The 17,928-nt window shown below is 32.6% G+C and carries 22 protein-coding genes; 6 read left to right on the forward strand and 16 right to left on the reverse strand.

Going from position 1 to position 17,928, the window contains the following annotated elements; translation table 11 throughout:
• Window positions 1-2: 2 nt before the first annotated feature.
• Both B7R65_RS06085 and B7R65_RS06090 read right to left on the reverse strand, forming a co-directional pair.
• A complete protein-coding gene (locus B7R65_RS06085) occupies window positions 3-1,961 on the reverse strand; it encodes an ABC transporter permease (protein WP_088041836.1) in 1,959 nt (652 codons plus the stop codon).
• The gene (locus tag B7R65_RS06090; RefSeq protein ID WP_088041837.1) at window positions 1,958-2,704 is read right to left on the reverse strand and encodes an ABC transporter ATP-binding protein; all 747 of its coding nucleotides are present in this window, start codon (window positions 2,702-2,704) and stop codon (window positions 1,958-1,960) included. The genes B7R65_RS06085 and B7R65_RS06090 overlap by 4 nt, the downstream gene beginning before the upstream one ends.
• A gap of 234 nt (window positions 2,705-2,938) precedes the next feature.
• Between B7R65_RS06090 and B7R65_RS06095 the strand changes: the two genes are divergently transcribed.
• A complete protein-coding gene (locus tag B7R65_RS06095; RefSeq protein WP_088041838.1) occupies window positions 2,939-3,454 on the forward strand; it encodes a DUF421 domain-containing protein in 516 nt (171 codons plus the stop codon).
• A 136-nt stretch (window positions 3,455-3,590) separates the two neighbouring features.
• On the opposite strand, the gene B7R65_RS06100 is transcribed toward B7R65_RS06095, so the two are convergent.
• Entirely contained in the window at window positions 3,591-3,842 is a 252-nt protein-coding gene (locus B7R65_RS06100) for a cold shock domain-containing protein (protein ID WP_088041839.1), read from the reverse strand.
• A gap of 165 nt (window positions 3,843-4,007) precedes the next feature.
• Between B7R65_RS06100 and B7R65_RS06105 the strand changes: the two genes are divergently transcribed.
• Window positions 4,008-4,232, forward strand: a complete 225-nt coding sequence (locus B7R65_RS06105) for a hypothetical protein (RefSeq protein WP_088041840.1) — start codon at window positions 4,008-4,010, stop codon at window positions 4,230-4,232.
• 99 nt (window positions 4,233-4,331) lie between these two features.
• Here the strand turns inward: B7R65_RS06105 and B7R65_RS06110 are convergent, their stop codons facing one another.
• Window positions 4,332-4,688, reverse strand: a complete 357-nt coding sequence (locus B7R65_RS06110) for a helix-turn-helix domain-containing protein (RefSeq protein ID WP_088041841.1) — start codon at window positions 4,686-4,688, stop codon at window positions 4,332-4,334.
• A gap of 183 nt (window positions 4,689-4,871) precedes the next feature.
• On the opposite strand from B7R65_RS06110, the gene B7R65_RS06115 reads away from it, so the two are divergent.
• Complete coding sequence (locus B7R65_RS06115) at window positions 4,872-5,390, forward strand: cysteine hydrolase family protein (protein WP_088041842.1); 519 nt, start codon at window positions 4,872-4,874, stop codon at window positions 5,388-5,390.
• A 251-nt stretch (window positions 5,391-5,641) separates the two neighbouring features.
• Here B7R65_RS06115 and B7R65_RS06120 read toward each other — a convergent pair whose 3' ends face one another.
• The 5 genes from B7R65_RS06120 to B7R65_RS06140 form a co-directional block, all read right to left on the reverse strand.
• Window positions 5,642-5,860, reverse strand: a complete 219-nt coding sequence (locus B7R65_RS06120; protein WP_088041843.1) for a helix-turn-helix domain-containing protein — start codon at window positions 5,858-5,860, stop codon at window positions 5,642-5,644.
• Window positions 5,861-5,870: 10 nt separating this feature from the next.
• The gene (locus tag B7R65_RS06125; protein WP_088041844.1) at window positions 5,871-6,350 is read right to left on the reverse strand and encodes a DUF2975 domain-containing protein; all 480 of its coding nucleotides are present in this window, start codon (window positions 6,348-6,350) and stop codon (window positions 5,871-5,873) included.
• 39 nt (window positions 6,351-6,389) lie between these two features.
• Entirely contained in the window at window positions 6,390-6,872 is a 483-nt protein-coding gene (locus tag B7R65_RS06130) for a DUF2975 domain-containing protein (protein WP_088041845.1), read from the reverse strand.
• A 349-nt stretch (window positions 6,873-7,221) separates the two neighbouring features.
• Window positions 7,222-8,610 (reverse strand): sensor histidine kinase, encoded by a 1,389-nt coding sequence (locus B7R65_RS06135; RefSeq protein WP_088041846.1) that lies wholly within the window; start codon window positions 8,608-8,610, stop codon window positions 7,222-7,224.
• Between the two features lies 1 nt (window position 8,611).
• A complete protein-coding gene (locus B7R65_RS06140) occupies window positions 8,612-9,253 on the reverse strand; it encodes a response regulator transcription factor (RefSeq protein WP_088041913.1) in 642 nt (213 codons plus the stop codon).
• A 189-nt stretch (window positions 9,254-9,442) separates the two neighbouring features.
• Here B7R65_RS06140 and B7R65_RS06145 point away from each other — a divergent pair, with 189 nt between their 5' ends.
• Both B7R65_RS06145 and B7R65_RS06150 read left to right on the forward strand, forming a co-directional pair.
• Window positions 9,443-10,309, forward strand: coding sequence for a metallophosphoesterase (locus tag B7R65_RS06145; protein ID WP_088041847.1), 867 nt, complete (start codon window positions 9,443-9,445; stop codon window positions 10,307-10,309).
• Window positions 10,310-10,552: 243 nt separating this feature from the next.
• Entirely contained in the window at window positions 10,553-12,262 is a 1,710-nt protein-coding gene (locus B7R65_RS06150) for a peptidoglycan-binding protein (RefSeq protein WP_088041848.1), read from the forward strand.
• Window positions 12,263-12,383: 121 nt separating this feature from the next.
• Here the strand turns inward: B7R65_RS06150 and B7R65_RS06155 are convergent, their stop codons facing one another.
• Window positions 12,384-13,382 (reverse strand): NAD(P)H-dependent flavin oxidoreductase, encoded by a 999-nt coding sequence (locus tag B7R65_RS06155; protein WP_088041849.1) that lies wholly within the window; start codon window positions 13,380-13,382, stop codon window positions 12,384-12,386.
• A 454-nt stretch (window positions 13,383-13,836) separates the two neighbouring features.
• Here B7R65_RS06155 and B7R65_RS06160 point away from each other — a divergent pair, with 454 nt between their 5' ends.
• Window positions 13,837-14,331: a hypothetical protein gene (locus tag B7R65_RS06160; protein WP_088041850.1), complete on the forward strand. Its 495-nt coding sequence runs from the start codon at window positions 13,837-13,839 to the stop codon at window positions 14,329-14,331.
• Window positions 14,332-14,383: 52 nt separating this feature from the next.
• Here B7R65_RS06160 and B7R65_RS06165 read toward each other — a convergent pair whose 3' ends face one another.
• From B7R65_RS06165 to B7R65_RS06190, 6 genes are all read right to left on the reverse strand, one after another.
• Window positions 14,384-14,713, reverse strand: a complete 330-nt coding sequence (locus B7R65_RS06165) for a nucleoside triphosphate pyrophosphohydrolase (protein ID WP_306298447.1) — start codon at window positions 14,711-14,713, stop codon at window positions 14,384-14,386.
• A 55-nt stretch (window positions 14,714-14,768) separates the two neighbouring features.
• The gene (locus tag B7R65_RS06170; RefSeq protein ID WP_179194789.1) at window positions 14,769-15,512 is read right to left on the reverse strand and encodes a metallophosphoesterase family protein; all 744 of its coding nucleotides are present in this window, start codon (window positions 15,510-15,512) and stop codon (window positions 14,769-14,771) included.
• Window positions 15,513-15,641: 129 nt separating this feature from the next.
• Window positions 15,642-16,076: a DUF6526 family protein gene (locus B7R65_RS06175; RefSeq protein WP_088041852.1), complete on the reverse strand. Its 435-nt coding sequence runs from the start codon at window positions 16,074-16,076 to the stop codon at window positions 15,642-15,644.
• Window positions 16,077-16,174: 98 nt separating this feature from the next.
• On the reverse strand, window positions 16,175-16,405 hold the full coding sequence (locus B7R65_RS06180; protein ID WP_306298448.1) for a hypothetical protein: 231 nt from the start codon (window positions 16,403-16,405) through the stop codon (window positions 16,175-16,177).
• Between the two features lie 67 nt (window positions 16,406-16,472).
• Window positions 16,473-16,868 (reverse strand): hypothetical protein, encoded by a 396-nt coding sequence (locus tag B7R65_RS06185; RefSeq protein WP_088041853.1) that lies wholly within the window; start codon window positions 16,866-16,868, stop codon window positions 16,473-16,475.
• A gap of 100 nt (window positions 16,869-16,968) precedes the next feature.
• Window positions 16,969-17,925: an ABC transporter permease gene (locus tag B7R65_RS06190; protein WP_088041854.1), complete on the reverse strand. Its 957-nt coding sequence runs from the start codon at window positions 17,923-17,925 to the stop codon at window positions 16,969-16,971.
• Between the last annotated feature and the right edge of the window lie 3 nt (window positions 17,926-17,928).

Here is a 17,928-nt window from a genome sequence, read left to right on the forward strand (position 1 = left end):
ACTCACCGTGTATTTTTTTCGCTGATAATTTTGTAGTAAATAGATGTCGATGATACGTAAAAGATTAGATATGTAAACACATACAGTCCCATTACTGAAAAAATAATTGTTGTTAAGGAAGGTAAATCTTTTATGATTAGGATTACTGTATAGTATAAAAGATACCAACTGTGTACCAATCCAAGTATTAGTGGCGGTAAAAATACGAACAGCAATTGTTTCCGAATAATCTTTTTCATTACTTTGTCTTCAACACCAATTTTCCGTAAAATTGCGTAGTGTTCACGCTCTTCTGTAGCTTCACGTAACTGTTTAAAGTATATAACGCTTGCTAAAGCAAACAATGCAATGACTGCAAAAAACGCAACGGAGAACAATATTAACGATGAAGATTCAGTATCAACGGAATACATATCTATATAGGCCGAATAATATGCTCCTTTTGTTTTCTTTACGATATCGTATATTTTTCGGGATACATCATTCGATGTTTTCGGATCCTCGATTTTATAAATTTCATAGGAAGAAATTGTACGATCTTCTTTTAAACGCTCAAAAACTTCGTCTGAAATCACGAGTACAGAAGGTTGAGGATCGGTATCTCCACCAGGAATCGTTGGGATACTTAACAACGGGTATCGGATTTTCTCGACAATACGAAAAGAATTATCTTTTAAAACGGTAATTTCAGGCTGATTTTTTTTATATTTTGTCGGCTCATCGATTCCTCTTGTTAAAAGAATTGCTTCATCATCTTTTACATCTACTTTTTTACCTACTTCGCGTAAATCAACGATCGCATTTAATTGTGATTCTGGAAAAAGGTAAAATTCCTCTGAATAATATTCGGGATAGCTATAATACGTTTTTCGATTTTGAATTTTTTCTGTTTGTATTCCCGTAATTGTTTCATGTCCTACAATTGGATGAGAGTCATTCATAATCTTTTCAATTTGTTTTTGAGTTCGATCATCTTGCGTTGAAAAGGCAATATGATTTGGAAATTCTTTTTTGACAACCTCACCTTTCATGGCGTAATCAACAGCAATAAATCCAACTGCAAAAATGATAATCGCACTAATCAGTGAATTAATCGTAAAGTTTACTGTATTCCCTCTTATAGAAAAGCGAAGTGAGGAAATCCATAACATTTTGTTACCGTTAAAGTAATTTTTACTTTGACTCATTTTTTGTAGAATCCAACCTGAAAACTGGCTGAAAAATAAATACGTACCGACAATTAATGCCGATGCTGTAGCAATTAATGTTTCTTTAAAATGCTCTTTCCATATATCTGTATTTCCTGCAATGGTAATTGTGTAATAGGACGCTCCAATCAATAGGATGGAAAATATCGCCAAGGGCATGGAAAATTTAAGGGGTTTATCCATTTTTTCTTTTGCATGAAACAATTCCACAAGCTGCACACGACGGACGTTAAAATAACTTTGAATCGTAATTATGCAGATTAATAGAGCGAATAACAGAATAGTTGAGACGATTGCTTCAAGTGGAAACGCAAACGAAATTTCATCATGATAGTGCATTAAGTTCATTAATACCCTACCGAAAAATTTCGAAAGTAAACCGCCAATTAATATACCGCTAGTTACAGAAATGGTGCTTAGAAATAACGTTTCAAAAAAGACCATTGTGGCAACTTGTCTTTCTTTCATCCCGTAAAGTAAATACATACCAAATTCTTTTTTCCGTTGCTTCATAAAAAAAGAGTTAGCGTATAAGATAAAGAACACAATAAACAAAAAGACGATAATCGAGGCAACGAAAATACTTGTTTTGTAGTTTTCTTTATTTTGAATTGCTGCAACTACGTCCTCGTTAAACATTAAACCGGAAAAGGTATAGTAAATTACAACCCCGACAAGCATAGAAATGAAATAAATCGAGTAGAGACGAAAATTTCGTTTCATGTTACGCCATGATAAATCGTACAAACTCATGGTCGGTCGCCTCCTATGGCACTTTGAATCGTCAGAATTCGATCAAAGAATTCTTTTACGGTTTGCTCTCCTCTAAACATTTCATTAACGATTTTTCCATCACGGAGAAAAACCACGCGCTGACAGTAGCTTGCTGCATATGGATCGTGTGTAATCATTAGAACCGTAGTATTAAATGTCTTATTGAGCAATTGAATTTGTTCAAGCAGCTGGGTAGCAGATCTCGAATCAAGTGCACCAGTCGGCTCATCAGCAAACACAATCGCTGGATTGGTAATAATCGCTCTAGCTGCAGCCGTGCGCTGCTTTTGGCCACCGGAAATTTCAGACGGATATTGATGTAAAATCGATTCAATATTTAAGGCTTCTATTAGTTTCTCTAACCGCTTCTCCATTTCCTCGACAGGTGTTTTTTGTAATGCGAGTGGGAGTAAGATATTTTCTTTCACCGTTAATGTATCTAATAGGTTGTAATCTTGAAAAATAAATCCCATTCGTTTTTGGCGAAACTCACGTAAGGCTTTCTTTTTCATATCTAATAACGATTTCCCCTCGATCCAAACATCCCCAGCGTTAAAGGTGTCAATCGTTGAGAGAGTATTCATTAATGTCGTTTTCCCTGAACCAGATGGCCCCATAATCGCAGTGAATTCACCTTGTTCAATTGTTAAATCAATATTTTTTAGGACTTGTGTTTTCCCATAAGATTTCGATAAATTCTTTGTATGTATAATTTTAGTCATTGTTCCGACCTCCTTCACCATCATACTATACCGACTAATTTGCCCGCCAACCATCGATGTTACAGCATCAAAAGTGACAGTTTTGTCATGTTGGGTGAGGAATCGATTTTGTCATTTTAGTTTTGCGATAAAACTCATTTTTATGAAGGATTACCTAATGAATCAGTAACTCTGTCGATATGAATGAATAGTTTACAGCTCACTTTGGAAATTTAAGTTAAAAAGGATGATTCTATGCAACTTGATATTGTTTGGAAAGCAGTGCTAATTGTTATCATGGGAACACTTTTATTAAGAATAGCTGGAAGAAACTCTATTTCTAAATTGACAGTTTCTGAACTTGTTTTAATGAGTACAATCGGCCCATTACTAAGTCGTCCTATTGAAAATAAAGGTATTTGGACAAGTTTTGGTGTTGCTTTAATTCTAATCCTAACTGTATTTTTGTTTCAGTTTCTTAAATTAAAATTCGTTTCATTTGAATTATTACTAACTGGTAAGCCAACGATCATAATTGAAGACGGGAATTTAAATATAGAAAACATGAAAAAAACACGTCTCACAACTGATAATCTAAAAATGCGTTTACATCAGTTGGGAATAACCTCAATAGAAGATGTAGAGTGGGCGTCATTAGAGGTGAATGGGCAAATTGGATATAAATTGAAGCTAAGCTCACAGCCCGCAACTAAGCAGGACATACAAAATTTGACTCGACTAATTGAAACAAAGATACTTGAATCTAATTAAAGTTAATAAAAAATCATTATTTATAAATCACTTACTTTTAAATTCAGACACAAAATTACCTCCTATTGATCAATAAATAGGAGGTTTGATAAAAACAAAACTATTTTCATTTTTTAGTTATACAACATTAGGCATATTAATCAGAAATTATATTTACATTTTTAGCTACGCGAGATTGATCGCTTAAACCTGGTGATTCAATCAAATCAAACGAGACCTTTTGTCCTCGCTTTAAAAAACGAAATCCACTCGGAAACCTTTTTTGATCTGGCATGATGGAACTAAAATGAACAAAAACAAAATTTTTAGTTTCTCCATCAATCTGTATGCGTCCATACCCTTCTTCAACCTTATACCACCTAACAATTCCTTCTCGTTTTTGAGTCATTGTGAGTCCCTCCCTATTCAGTCAGTTACTCCAATTTTTTCTCACGTAATATAAGATATTCTCTAATTGTTAAAATATGAAGCATGTTCCCTTAACCAGACAATATTTTCTATAATTTACCAATTTTATGTACTGAGATAAAATAAACATTCGGAGGTGTTTGTAATGTCTGAAAAAAATGAGAATCTACTAGAAGAAGTTTCTAAAAGTCTTTTAATTGGTCTTACATTTGGCTCGTCATTTGATCCAGATATGAGTGAAGAAAAAGTGAAAGAAACTAGAGAGTTTTCTACAATTGAAGTATTCAATCATCTAACAAGGAAAGAAAAATTAGCTGATTCAGATATTGAAGCCTTAAAAAGATCAGCGAAGTATAATCGTAGTCTATAAATATTAGAAAATATTAAAGGAGCTTAAGTCAATAAGCTCCTTTTCCTTAAAGTTAAACAGTTTCTTCTTTATATATTGCTTATAAAATGCTTAGTTTAATTAATTCGTATCAATATACTTCCATGTCGTTGAATTATAATTAATCCATTCATCCAGCTGCTTTTGATTGAAGTAATTTTGATTATTAATACTAATATAAGGAATAAACATATATGTCTGAAACACAGTATTTTGAAGTCTTTCTAGATCCTGTTCTTCTATCATTTTATTTAACTCATCTACCGTCATATTCAAGTAAGCTGCAGCTTGTTTTGTTGTTAATAAGCCTTTGTTATTGTTGGAAAGAGTAATATTCGATTTTGTTTTGATTTTTGAATAGGCGTTTAACTGATATCCACAAAAAAATAACGCAATACTCAATATGAATATTGATATTGGCAATAGATATTTTGTCAATTAAACCTCCTCCTTCACTTAATTCTATACGTATATTCATCTACTAAACTTTTTATCCTATTTTTTCCCAGTACATACGATTAAAAAAATAATGAAAACCTCATTTTTCCTATTAAATCATGATATGATTAGATTAGATATAACATTATTTACCAGTTTAAATAGGCATAGGAGGAAAGATTGATGGAGAAAAAAGCATTATTAATTATTGATGTACAAGTTGGTATGTTTCCAGAAGATGAACCAGTCTATAATGGCGAGAAACTTTTACAAAATATAAATCAATTGCTTGATAAAGCCCGTACTTCAAATACCCCTATTTTTTATATTCAACATAATGAATCAGAAGGACCATTAGTATCCGGCACAAAAGGTTGGGAAATTCACCCTGATATTGCACCAAGTGAAACTGATCTAATCATACAAAAGCACACACCCGATTCATTTTTAAGAACAAATTTAAATGAAGAACTACAAAAACGAGAAATTACTCATTTAATTATGGCAGGCATTCAAACGGAAGCATGTGTGGATACAACAACGAGAATAGCATGCAGCTCTGGTTATGATGTGACACTTATTACAGATGCTCATAGTACATGGGATTCTCAAGACATGACGGCACAACAAATTATTAACCATCACAACAACGTATTACGTTGGTTTGGAAATACAAAGACTACGAGCGAAGTAGAATTTTAAAAGACATCTATAATGCTAACTGGTTCTGTTTTGAAGTACAAATGTCAAGTGACAAGCTATTTAACAGCATAATACCCATCTTAGCTAGCACAATATTTAACAACAAAAAAACAGGGTAATCAGTATAATTCTAAAATGCAGTACTCAGAGTATCTACTATCAATTAACGCAAAAAAAAAAGGGATAGCTTAATGGCTATCCCTTTTTTTGGCTATCGACTCCCGTTAGTTAAATAATTTTGTTGTCTTTTTTTAATGAGTATCTTCGTCGCTTTTGTACTCCAAAATATCACCAGGCTGACAATCCAAAGCCTTACAGATCGCTTCTAATGTTGAAAAACGAACCGCCTTTGCTTTCCCATTTTTCAGAATAGAAAGATTCGCCATAGTGATTCCAACGCTCTCCGAAAGCTCTGTTACACTCATTTTTCGTTTTGCTAGCATCACATCAATATTTATAATAATTGTCATATCCTCCACCTCAGACCGTCAAATCATTTTCTGATTTTATGTTAATCGCTTCTTGTAGAAGTCGTTCGAGGATCGCAGCAAAAACGGCGATAACCAACGAAGCAAAAATGATAATGAGACACAAGAATCCAATAGGAGGGTCCATTTTCTTCGCTATAAAATGAAAGAGTGGCAAACCTAATACATACAAACCACTAATTGTAATCGCACAGAACTTTATGTTCTTTAACGCCTTTACAGATAATTCCGAGAACGCCGTGTTCTTGTCAATGTACCGTAAAAGATTGAAAGCCTGATAAAGAGCAAAATAAAATGGCACAGTCGCTCCATACATTAAGATGAAAACGAGATATTTAATTGGGGCAATAGTTGGATACAAATTTGCTGCGAAATTCGCTATTTTGGGCACTAAAAATATGCACAAAGCAAGTACTAAGATTCCAATAAAAAAAAGAGCTAACTTTAAAAAAAGGGTCGAAACTTGTTTCAAAAAAAACACCTCACTAATAAAATTTTATCAAATTGTTAATCACTTTTTTGGTTTTAATTCTAGGGAGTTTTTTAATGGCTTTTGAAGCACGTCCACAATGGCTGTGATGATACTTGTTGCCAAAATTCCCATTAGACTTAGTGATGTTGGACCTGCTGCATCATCTCCTGTAGTTTTAGCGAGCACTATTAAGCTTACTATTCCTATCATAATGATGAAAATGGTTGTAAACGCACATTTCTTTATAACCTGCAAAGATTTAAGTGATAACTCGGAGAAAGCATTGTTCCTTTCAATATAGGTTAATAGTTTAAATACTTGAAACAACGCAACGGAAAGCGTAATACAAAATCCATATGAACATATTAAAAAGGGAATTAGGAAATAAGCCGTATCTGGATGTACCTTCGCATCTTTAATGGCTATCTCAGGTAACCAATAGATACACAAGGCAAATACCCCAATTTCAATCAGAAAAATAATCACCTTTAAGAAAGTGGTTGAACCTCGTCTAACATTCATTAAAAACACCTCACTGATTTAATTATAAAATCATTTTACCAAACAATTTATCGTCTTACAATAAATTAACATCGTTTTTAATTATATTATTATTGTTATTAGTATATCCTATTAATTTTAAAAATAATAAAATGCATTTCTCATTACTAAGAAATACCCTTACTTTAAGTTGTTAAATTTACAATTTGTTCAACAAAAAGTCTTAATCTTTTAGCACACCTTTTAGAGTCTGTCTGCTGTCCGGCAGATACTTGGTAATTGGTATGTTAATTTGATTATAAAGCTACAATAACCCTTTTATATCAATAAAAAAGCAGATAATATGGTCTATTATCTGCTACACTTACCTTTATCTTAATCCATTTTTAGCAAAGTGAATTGTAAATTGAATGGAACCTTCTATTAGAGTTACCCCATGTTTAAATTTATGTCGAGTTAAAATTGATTTGACGATTGCCAGTCCTAAACCAGTTCCAGTTAGATTTTTATTACGTGATGGTTCCATAACATAAAATGGTTCCCAAATTTTTTCAACTTGATCAACTCCTTTTAGATTCGTCGCGTTTTCGATACAAAATATGAATTCATCCAGTCGGTCTTCAAATCGTATGATAATCTCTTGATTTTGAGTATATTTAATCGCATTACTAATTAAATTATTGAATACTTTTTCCATTTGATCTCGATCTGCTTCTAAGAAAAATTGATTGATGCCACTGTCTTCTCTTTTAATCGCAATGTCATTTCGATGGATTTCGATCGCGTAATTTTCCAGGCTTTGATTAACTAATTTTACTAAATCAACTTTTTCTAAATGAATAACTTCTCTCTCAATTCGTGATAACTCCAATAGTTCATCAATTAAAAGATTGATATGATCGGTTTGTCTTAAAATTGTATCTACATACGTCCCATCGTCAATTCCATCTTTAATGCCCACAGAATAGGCCTTTATTAAGGCTAATGGTGTTTTTAATTCATGGGTAATATCAGAAATAAATCGTTTTAGATTTGTATTTCGTTCATTTAAATCTTCATGAGCAATTCGTAATTTATCACTCATTTCATTAATACTTTCAGCCAGTTCTTCAATTTCATCATTCGTTGAAATCGAAACTTTTTTGAAATCTAGAAGAGCAATTTCTTTGGATATATCTTTTAACTCTTTTAATGGATCAGTTATTTTTTTCGACCAAATCCAAACCATTAAAATCAAAAGTAAGATAAGCGTAATCATGATATAGATTGTAAATTTATTAACGATATCGACTGCATCATTTAGAGAAACAATTGAAACTCCCACAACAATAAACACATTATCTTTTTGAATAAAATCGACTAAAAAACTTGATTTCAATTTACCTTGATCATAAATTTTACTAATCTTTTTACCTCTTTCAGTTAGTTGGAAAGTGTCTTCGGTTACCCAAAACTTATTTAATGTAACTTTTTTTTGATTTAACCTTTCACGCAAAGTCCAGTTAAACTTATCGATATTTGAACTAATTGGCTCAGAGACGATGGTCACATTATTGTTATTTTCAATTCGCTCAATTGATTTCTGAAATTCGTTCATCGGCATTTTATTTACCTCATCAGAAATGTCATGTAAACGATTCTTCATTTGATAAAGATAATACTTAGGTAAAAAATAAGAATTGATAATTAAATAACTTATAAAAACGAATAGAATACTTGCTGTGATAATGATTGAAATTTTTCTTCCTAAACGATTCATTTTAATTTTTTATAAAACTATACCCTAACCCTCGATGAGTTTGAATTAGTTCTTCTCCTATTTTTTCTCTAAGTCTTCTTATATGTGTATCGACCGTCCGATCATCCCCATCATAATCGATGCCCCATACGCTACTTAATAAATCTTCTCGTGACAAAACCTTGCCTTGGTTTCGAATGAAACAACTTAATAATTCGATTTCCTTTTTCGTTAAACTTAGAATTTCTTCATTTTTTGTTACGACCTTTGCTTGTAAATCAATTTTCAAATCCGATACTGTGATTTGCTTATCCTCTTTAAGCAGCTTCTTAGCCCTTGTTAAAAGAATGCCGGGATGAAATGGTTTTTTGACATAATCATCTGCACCAATAGTTAATGCATGAAGCTCGTCCTCATCTTCACTTTTCGCCGTTAGCATTAACACCTTTGTATTGCCTTTTCTCTTTATCTCTTTACAAACATTCATTCCACTACAATACGGCATCATCCAGTCTAGTATCGCTAAATCAATTTTCTCGCGATAAAAAACTTCAAGTGCTTTTTCACCATCTTCAGCAAGAAAAACTTGATAGCCTTCTTTCACAAAATAAGCATTTAAAATTTTTAACATATCCAATTCATCATCAGCAATTAAAATATTTATATTTGTTTCCCCCATTCAAGTTTCATTTATTTCTTTGGAAATTGTCACTTTGATGTAACATTACCGTTTTATACTTCATTCGAGGAGTGAAGTTATGAAATTTATTGAAATTTTAATCTGTGCGATATTTATATTTTTAGCATTATTTTTTGTTTCTGCAAACTAATTAAGTAAGGAAGGGACTACCCCATGAAATATAACATACTACGTAAGCTAATTAGAAGATTAATAGTTTTTATGTTCTTACTAATAATTTGTCCAATCTCAGTATTTTCTTATTCAAGAAGTATTGAACCGAAATTATTAGATATGAATCAAATAGAGATTAAATCAAAGTCAGTTTCTAAAAGTATAGCAGGGTTTAAAATTGTTCAATTCAGCGATACTCACTTAGGAGATAATTTTTCATTAGACCAGCTACAGCATTTAGTCGATAAAATAAATGATCAAAAACCTGATTTAATTGTATTTACTGGTGATTTAATTGATAATAGCAATCGATATGATGAAACAAATCAAATTCATCCAATTTTAAAACAATTACATGCGAAGTACGGCAAATATGCTATTTATGGAAATCATGATGTAGGTGGCGCGGGGAAAAGAGTTTATTCGAATGTATTAGCAAGTTCAGGCTTCAAAGTTTTAGAAAACTCGAATGTGACGATTCCATTTAAAGATCATCATACACTTTCGATCGTTGGTTTGGATGATTATTTATTAGGAAGACCAGATCCTCAAAAAGCATTCGCAAATGTGCAAAAGAATTCATTTACATTATTACTTGCTCATGAACCAGATATTGCTAAGAGATTAAATGACTTTCCAATTGATTTGCAGCTTTCTGGTCATAGTCATGGTGGACAAGTTAAATTACCATTTCATAAAGCGATTTATACACCACCGCTTGCGATTGACTATACAGAAGGTCTGTATGAAATTCATAACAGCTTAAAACCAATGTCACTGTATGTGAATCGTGGAATTGGTACGACAAGACTACCAATTCGATTTTTTAGTCTTCCTGAAATCTCAGTGTTTACACTAAAAAGTTAAACCTAACAGTTTAAATATGATCAATCTAAAAAATGAACTTCGATCGAAGTTCATTTTACTATTTACTGAAATATTTTATCGCCTTACTAATTAGTAACGCTTCGGTAAGCCTAAATAAATAGCTGCCTTTTTAATTCCTACGCTACTGAATTAAAAATGACTTACCCTTTGATAATTATGGATGAAATTTCTTTATCCATAGATAATAAGCTTATATGTTTTTTAAAGTAGGTGAACAGTTTTATGGAACTATTTAAAAGGTATGAGATCAAACAGTCAAATGGTGAAACGACAATCATCATTCACGTTTCTAATTTCTTAGAAGAATTTGCAAATGAATTCGGAACGGATCAACATAATAAGATTGTTAGTTTAAAAAATTCAGCTTTAGAATATATTCAAAAAAATGTCCCTCAAGTTAAAAACGCGACAATTTGTATTATGGCTGGGTCATTTATATTGGCTTCTTTTCCGATGAAAAGCTCAGCACATTCTTCCAATTTTAATATGAGTTATTTATATTTTGGTAATACTAAAACCTATTTATCTCAAATTGATAAAACAAAAGGAAATTTAAATCTTGTTTCGCCAAGTTTTTTTGACCTTCATAGTGATGGATCACTTAAAATTACGAATCAGTTTAATTCAAAACTAGTAAGTGAAGTTCACAGGCGGAAAATGAAAGTAGTTCCTTTTCTAAGTAATCATTGGGATCGTGAACTTGGTCGGTCAGCCTTAGCTAATCGCGAGAAGCTATCTAGTGAAATTGCCAATTTCATTTTAAAAAATCATCTAGATGGAGTAAATATTGATATTGAAAATGTTACCGATGAGGATCGAGACGCTTACACTGATTTAGTTCGTTTAACTCGAAATAAACTCCCTAAAAATAAAGAAGTGTCTGTTGCAGTCGCAGCTAATCCATATGGTTGGACAGAAGGCTGGCATGGTTCATACGATTACAAAGAACTTGCAAAATATGCAGATTATCTCTTTATCATGGCATATGATGAGCATTATCAGGGTGGTCCTGCGGGTCCGGTTGCAAGTAGAGATTGGGTAGAACAATCAATTCAATACGCTTTAAATCAAGGTGTTTCAGAAAACGAAATTGTCCTTGGCCTTCCCTTTTTTGGTCGGTATTGGAAAGAAGGCGCATCGGTAGGTGGAGCCGGTGTACCTGTCAAACAAGTTGAAGCGCTAATCTCAAAATATAGAGGGACAGTATCATTTGATAGTGTAAGTAAATCTCCTAAAGCAGTGATTACGATCAAAAAAGGTGATCCACTTCCAGTTATACATGGAATCACTCTTCAACCCGGCAAATATGTTTTTTGGTATGAAAATCTTACTTCATTAAAAGCTAAAGTTGATCTTGTTCATAAGTATGACTTAAAAGGAACAGGTAGCTGGTCACTTGGAGATGAAAATATTGCAATTTGGAACAATTATAAGAATTGGTTAACAACACACGATGGGAAACCCACTATCATCCCACCTAAAAAGAAAGTATCGGTTAACTATCCAACACTTAAAATTGGTTCGAAGGGTGATCAAGTCAAAAAGTTGCAAACCGCTCTAAAAGTTCAACATTTTTATAACGGATCAATCACTGGTACATACGATACAAAAACAAAAAATGCAGTTATGGCCTTTCAGAAGAAATATCATCTTAAAGTTGACGGCATTGCTGGAATAGAAGTTCAGTCAAAACTCTACAGCTTACCACTAACGAAAACATACGCTATTTTGAAACAAGGCTCAAAAGGTAGTAATGTTACTGCACTTCAAAACGCATTAAAGAAATTAGGATTTTATACTGGCTCAACACACGGTATTTATGACTCAAAGACAAGAGATGCGGTGATTAATTTTCAAAAGAAGTATCATTTAAGTGTTGATGGGATCGCTGGGGTTGAAACTCAGACGAAATTGTTTCAGTTAGTGAAGTGAAAAATTGTACTTTATATAGTAAAAATATCCACGTAAATTCATGCTTTATTATTCAATCAAAAAACACTTCAGAATAATCTTCCGAAGTGTTTTTATGATTAAAACGTTTACAATTTTAACATTATTTTACGACTCTTGACCTTAATTTTTCATTCTGTGCATTAAGTTTGTCTACGGCCTCAATATATTCTTCCTCAAGCTCATTAATAATATCTGCAGCTGAGTTAATTTTTGTTATAGCACCAACACCATGGCCTGCAGACCAAATTTCTTTCCAAGCTTTTGCGTTTGTTTCATTTTTCATACCATCAAAATCTACTTTTTCTTTCTTCTTCAGCTGCTCAGGGTCTAGACCAGCTTTTACAATACTTGGAATAAGCATATTCGCTTTCACACCGGAGAAAGCATCAGTTAGAATGATGTCATCATGAGTAGAATCTACTAACATTTGCTTATATTCATCATCCGCCAAACTTTCCTTTGCAACGATGAAACGAGTTCCCATATAAGCTAGATCAGCACCAGCAGCTTGTGCAGCTAGTATGCTTTTTCCTGTAGAGATACCACCCGCAAGTATAATGATACCATCCCACCAAGTACGAACACTATCAACAAAGGCAAATCCGTTCAGATTCCCTGCATGACCGCCAGCTCCAGATGTTACAAGGATTAGTCCATCAACCCCAGCTTCTGCAGCTTTTTTAGCGAACTTCATATCACTTACGTCAGAGAATACTAGTCCACCATAGCTATGTACAATATCAACGACAACCTTAGGACTTCCCAATGAGGTAATAACAAGCTCTGGTTTATGTTTTTGTAAAAGTTCTAATTCTTCTTGTAATCTGCTGTATGAGCTATGAACAACCATATTCATTGCCCAAGGCGCAATTTTACGCTCTGGCTCATTTGTACGTGCCAAAGCAAGATTATCATTTAATTGTCCCATCCATTGATCAAGCACCTCGATTGGACGTGCATTCGGTGCTGGGAATGAACCAATTACACCATTTAAACAGACCGATTCTACTAATTCAGGGCCAGACACTAAAAACATCGGAGCAGAAATGGCTGGTAGCTTTAGTTGACTCCACCATTGTTCAGGAATTTGTTTACTCATGAAATATGCCTCTCTTTCATATCGGAATTTTCTGACTTATTAATTAATCTTACATTAGTAAACTATTATTTTCAATATACTTTAAGTAATAAACCATAGCATAAGGCAAACCGAATCTTCATCCACGCCCTTTTAATATGCTAGAAAAACAAATCCCAACAAAAAAAAGAATCTCCTCGGGTCCTCTTAATTTAAAATAATCAAGTTTAATAATGGATTTTAAGGTTTTGCTTCTTCTATATTTTTTATAGGTAGTAAAAAAATATTATTCGAATGATTGTAGGCTCACTATAAAAAGTATAAAGAATTTTCATTCAGAAAAAGTGTTTAGGTTCCCCCCTCTATCCTCATCACTTTTGGTCTTGGCCATATTATGCAGCATTTTTTATTAGTGATAAACTTTACAACCGTCCAATACAATAGATTCATATCCATTATTTTCGGGGGTGTCCTTTTGAAATATTTTACTTTACTGTTATTATCTCTATTTCTTGTAGCAGGCTGCTCGAAGAACGCAGGAACTGAAAGTAATACAAAATTTAAAACTAGCCCAACATTTGCATTGCCTGTAACATCAGTGGATGGAACAAAAGGAGAATACATATTAATTGGTCAAAAAGGTAAGGTTGGACTTCAAATTGGATCTGGTCAAAAAGGAAAAGGTAAGGTAGAACCTATTTTTGAAGGCAAAAGCAATAAATATATGTGGTATTTTTGGGGTAGTGAGGAAGAGATGCGGGGAGAACTAGAAATTAAAGGCATTCACGAAGATGGTCACACTGGTATGGCTTTACATGTTTCAAATGTGTTCAATTTAAATGAGAAAGGTGCCATTGAAACTTATCCGACAATGATGGATTTCTCTAAATCCGGTAAATGGAAACTCGATGTTTATATTGGTGATAAGTTGTTAGGAACAGTGGTTGTTGATGTGGAAAAAGCATCTTAATAGATAAAAAAATGGATTGGTAATAAAACCAGTCCATTTTTTTGGGTACCTCTTATTCTTCAATAACATGCTTCAGTAAAATTCTTTCCTTAAACCCACCACGTTCTTCTTTCTTTTTAACTCTTACTCTCTCTATTTCTTCTATACTAATCTCTTTTGTTTCAGCTAGAGCATACAGTACTTCTAAAATATCAGCTATTTCTCCGACGACTTCTTCTGGCGTTGCATTTAAAAGCTCTTCTACTTCTTCGGTTAATTTTTCGTTTAACTTTTTGATGTAATCTTGTTCTGATAGTATTGTCGTTTCAAATGTACTTCCCGTTTTTGAAATGATCGTTGGGATTTTATCTCTTACTAATTTATTATAGTATTTAATGGCCATTTGGAACTCCTTATAGATGGTTTTCTTTAGACTTTCTTATTAAGTAGTGGCTCAGTTATACTTCATATTTTCCATTCCCAGATTTAGAAAGTACAGAATGGGTTGAAACAATTCCATTCTTATTCACTTTAATCCCATGTAAAAATCCGCTATAAACCGCTCCGCCGTCAATACAAATTTTCGTGTGGCATGGTGAATTCCAAATATCGAATTTACCTTCCATTTTATGAAGTATTGATGTTGGGGTATGACCGAAGATAATTGTTTTATTTGTTTTATTCTCTCCATAGTGGAATTCATCTCGAATCCAATAAAACTCGCGCTCAGTAGAATTCTTCCAATCATCAATAGTAAGATTAACACCCGCATGGACAAAAACAGTATTCTCCCACTCAAAGTAAAGTGGTCTGTTTTCTATAAAATTTAGTTCAGATTCAAACTGCTTTTTCATTAAACGTGCAATTTCATCTGGTTCTTTATGATTGGTAATATCACTTTCAAAAAACGAATGTATCGTTTCAAGACCACCTTGTCCATAGTAATACACTTGCTTTATCTCAGGCTGTTCAAGCCAATCTAATAGCATTCTCTCATGATTTCCAAGTAACACAATCGCTCCGTACTCTTTTTCTAATAACATTGCTTTTCGAACGACATCGAATGAATTTTTACCACGATCAACTAAATCACCAAGTAAGACCAACTGCTCTGTATCAGGATTCCATTCTTTTAATAACTCTTCAAGTTCATGAAAACAACCATGAATGTCTCCGATTGCGAATACTGCATCTTTTTGCATAATGAAATTCCTTTCCATTGCTCTATAATGTTAGTAAATTTTTAGTAGATTACTTTAATAATATCGTCAATGTATCAGTTTAGTAAAATAAAAAAGGGACTCATATAAAATGAAGTCCCTTCTCTCGAATTAAACTCGATATTCATCTGCTCGCCAATTTTTTATGTTCGCTTTGATATCTTTTGGAGATAATCCTTCCTTAACGGCTTTCTCACCTAAAGAAATGAACTCCTCATCACTTGCAAAACGTAAAGCAATTACTTGTCTAATCGATAATTTAGGATCTAATACTTTTCCTGTTAAAGTATAATAACGAAAATTTTCTTCCATTCGAATCACACGATCCTGTACTTTATTCGCATAAAGACGGGTAAGTAGAAATGAGATAACAAGTAAAAACGAAGCAACAAGAATGAAAAGTGCTAACCAAACATTTCCTGAATTGTTAATGGCACAGCATAGATTTACAATTGCACCAATGATTGTAATAAGAGCAAGTGGTGCTCCCCAAAAATGGAATAGCGGGTGATAACGGACATGATTTTCTTTTGTTTGTTGGCTCATATTTACCTTCTCCTTTAAGATTACTTATGTACATTCTATACTATATTCTATTACCCATCATATTTTAACTACTTTTTTAAATAGATTCATATACACTACTATTCATTATTATTTTGTATTATATCTTTACACATTTTCTCAAACAGTTCCGATGGCATTGTAAATTTAGTTGTTTTATCACTTCGCCAATTTGTAATAAACTCTACTTGATTTCCCTTTTTCACAACTTCCAGCAAGGAATTTTCACCTTTATCTCTAATTGAAACGAAACTGTTTCCGTTTTTCTTAGTATTGTGTTTGTAGTCGTAAATAAAATTAATATTGCTCATACTATCACCTCTTATAGAAAATATTTCTTGAATATTATTTTTGATTAATAGTTAGAAAGGTGCGCACTTAAGGTATCTCTACATATAATAAGTCCTTAAGTTTATCGAAATTTGCACCATCGAGAGTGCCGTATTTTTGATTATAATGATCAATTATGATTGCTTTATCGACTTCTAACCAAACTTTATAATTATTTAATACTTCTGTTTGACCTTGTTTTTCAAGCTTTATCGTATAGCTTGATTCACGATCTGGTCTTAATTTATATTCCTTGGACCAATTTGTGTCTTTCAGTAACTTTTTTACCTTCTTAACATCATCATCACTCTTAATTTCTTTAGAAGACACAAAACTTTGAGAATCATCGAAGACTCTGAAACTTTCTTTATTTTGATTTATTGAACAAGCAGTAACGTTAACAATTAGAAAAAAGACAATTATTCTATTAATCAATTTCCTCATCTTTTAACATCCTTTCTTAATTAAAGAAAAGTATATTCTTCATTTCAATAAAAAAATCTAGTAAACAAAACTAAAGTTTTACTAGATTTTTTATTTTAAATTATGCTGTTACATCTCGTTTTGAGAATACAAGTAATGCTAGAGTCAGGAATACAACCAAGTAACCCAATAACACTAGAATTGAGAATGTCATCGTCATCCCTGCAACTGGTGGAGTTCCATCGATATATTGCATTAGGTTTGTGTTAGCAAATAGGATATATTTACCCCAATCGAAGAAATTAGTAAGTATATTTGTTATCACACTACCAACAGTTAATAATAAAATTGATAAACCAATTGCAATAGTATTGTTTCTGAACACAGTTGATACCATAAATGCCATTGTAGCAAGCATAAATGTTTCAATAAAACTCATTAAATAGAACTTAGCAGAATAAAGGAATCGACTTTGTTCTTCAACATGTCCATGTACATATGCTAAATGCGATACATTTCCTTCACCCGTACCAAATAACATGAGTCCTAGTAGAATTGAAACAAATAATAACGTAAATAGAAGTAATATACCAAATAAAATGCTAGTTATATATTTTGATAAAATTATTTTCGTTCTAGAAAACGGTCGAATCAGTAATAGCTTAATCGTCCCCCAATTAAACTCACTCGCCACGATATTAGCAGCAATAATAATCGTAAATAACCCGACTAGGATAATTAGATTTGAAGCAGTTGTAACAAAAGTCCAAACACTATTCTTTTCAAATGGGTCAATATCATGTTTAATTCGATACTCTTTAATGGCTATATCTCTTTTTAAGAATTTTTTAATTGGATCATCTTTCTTACCTATTTCCTTCAACTGCTTTTTAGATCCATTTATATCTTGTTGCATAGTTTCCTTCCATTTTGGATCAGCAGTTTGAACGTGCTTTCCCTCTTGGTATTTCTCAAATGCCCCAACAGCACCTACTAATAATACAATAAGACCAATCATAACTAGTGTACCGGGTCTTTTAATAATTTTAATCCATTCATTCTGTATCAGCTTTAACATTAT

The sequence above is a fragment of the Bacillus sp. EAC genome, from assembly GCF_002156875.1.
Lineage (GTDB): Bacteria > Bacillota > Bacilli > Bacillales > Bacillaceae_G > Gottfriedia.

Coding starts and splice junctions, on each gene's coding strand:
- B7R65_RS06190 (WP_088041854.1), bottom strand. CDS start 17,925: ATGTTAAAGCTGATACAGAATGAATGGATTAAAATTATTAAAAGACCC.
- B7R65_RS06120 (WP_088041843.1), bottom strand. CDS start 5,860: ATGACAATTATTATAAATATTGATGTGATGCTAGCAAAACGAAAAATG.
- B7R65_RS06115 (WP_088041842.1), top strand. CDS start 4,872: ATGGAGAAAAAAGCATTATTAATTATTGATGTACAAGTTGGTATGTTT.
- B7R65_RS06100 (WP_088041839.1), bottom strand. CDS start 3,842: ATGACTCAAAAACGAGAAGGAATTGTTAGGTGGTATAAGGTTGAAGAA.
- B7R65_RS06090 (WP_088041837.1), bottom strand. CDS start 2,704: ATGACTAAAATTATACATACAAAGAATTTATCGAAATCTTATGGGAAA.
- B7R65_RS06170 (WP_179194789.1), bottom strand. CDS start 15,512: ATGCAAAAAGATGCAGTATTCGCAATCGGAGACATTCATGGTTGTTTT.
- B7R65_RS06155 (WP_088041849.1), bottom strand. CDS start 13,382: ATGAGTAAACAAATTCCTGAACAATGGTGGAGTCAACTAAAGCTACCA.
- B7R65_RS06085 (WP_088041836.1), bottom strand. CDS start 1,961: ATGAGTTTGTACGATTTATCATGGCGTAACATGAAACGAAATTTTCGT.
- B7R65_RS06185 (WP_088041853.1), bottom strand. CDS start 16,868: ATGAGGAAATTGATTAATAGAATAATTGTCTTTTTTCTAATTGTTAAC.
- B7R65_RS06175 (WP_088041852.1), bottom strand. CDS start 16,076: ATGAGCCAACAAACAAAAGAAAATCATGTCCGTTATCACCCGCTATTC.
- B7R65_RS06145 (WP_088041847.1), top strand. CDS start 9,443: ATGAAATATAACATACTACGTAAGCTAATTAGAAGATTAATAGTTTTT.
- B7R65_RS06135 (WP_088041846.1), bottom strand. CDS start 8,610: ATGAATCGTTTAGGAAGAAAAATTTCAATCATTATCACAGCAAGTATT.
- B7R65_RS06165 (WP_306298447.1), bottom strand. CDS start 14,713: ATGGCCATTAAATACTATAATAAATTAGTAAGAGATAAAATCCCAACG.
- B7R65_RS06105 (WP_088041840.1), top strand. CDS start 4,008: ATGTCTGAAAAAAATGAGAATCTACTAGAAGAAGTTTCTAAAAGTCTT.
- B7R65_RS06095 (WP_088041838.1), top strand. CDS start 2,939: ATGCAACTTGATATTGTTTGGAAAGCAGTGCTAATTGTTATCATGGGA.
- B7R65_RS06180 (WP_306298448.1), bottom strand. CDS start 16,405: ATGAGCAATATTAATTTTATTTACGACTACAAACACAATACTAAGAAA.
- B7R65_RS06130 (WP_088041845.1), bottom strand. CDS start 6,872: ATGAATGTTAGACGAGGTTCAACCACTTTCTTAAAGGTGATTATTTTT.
- B7R65_RS06150 (WP_088041848.1), top strand. CDS start 10,553: ATGGAACTATTTAAAAGGTATGAGATCAAACAGTCAAATGGTGAAACG.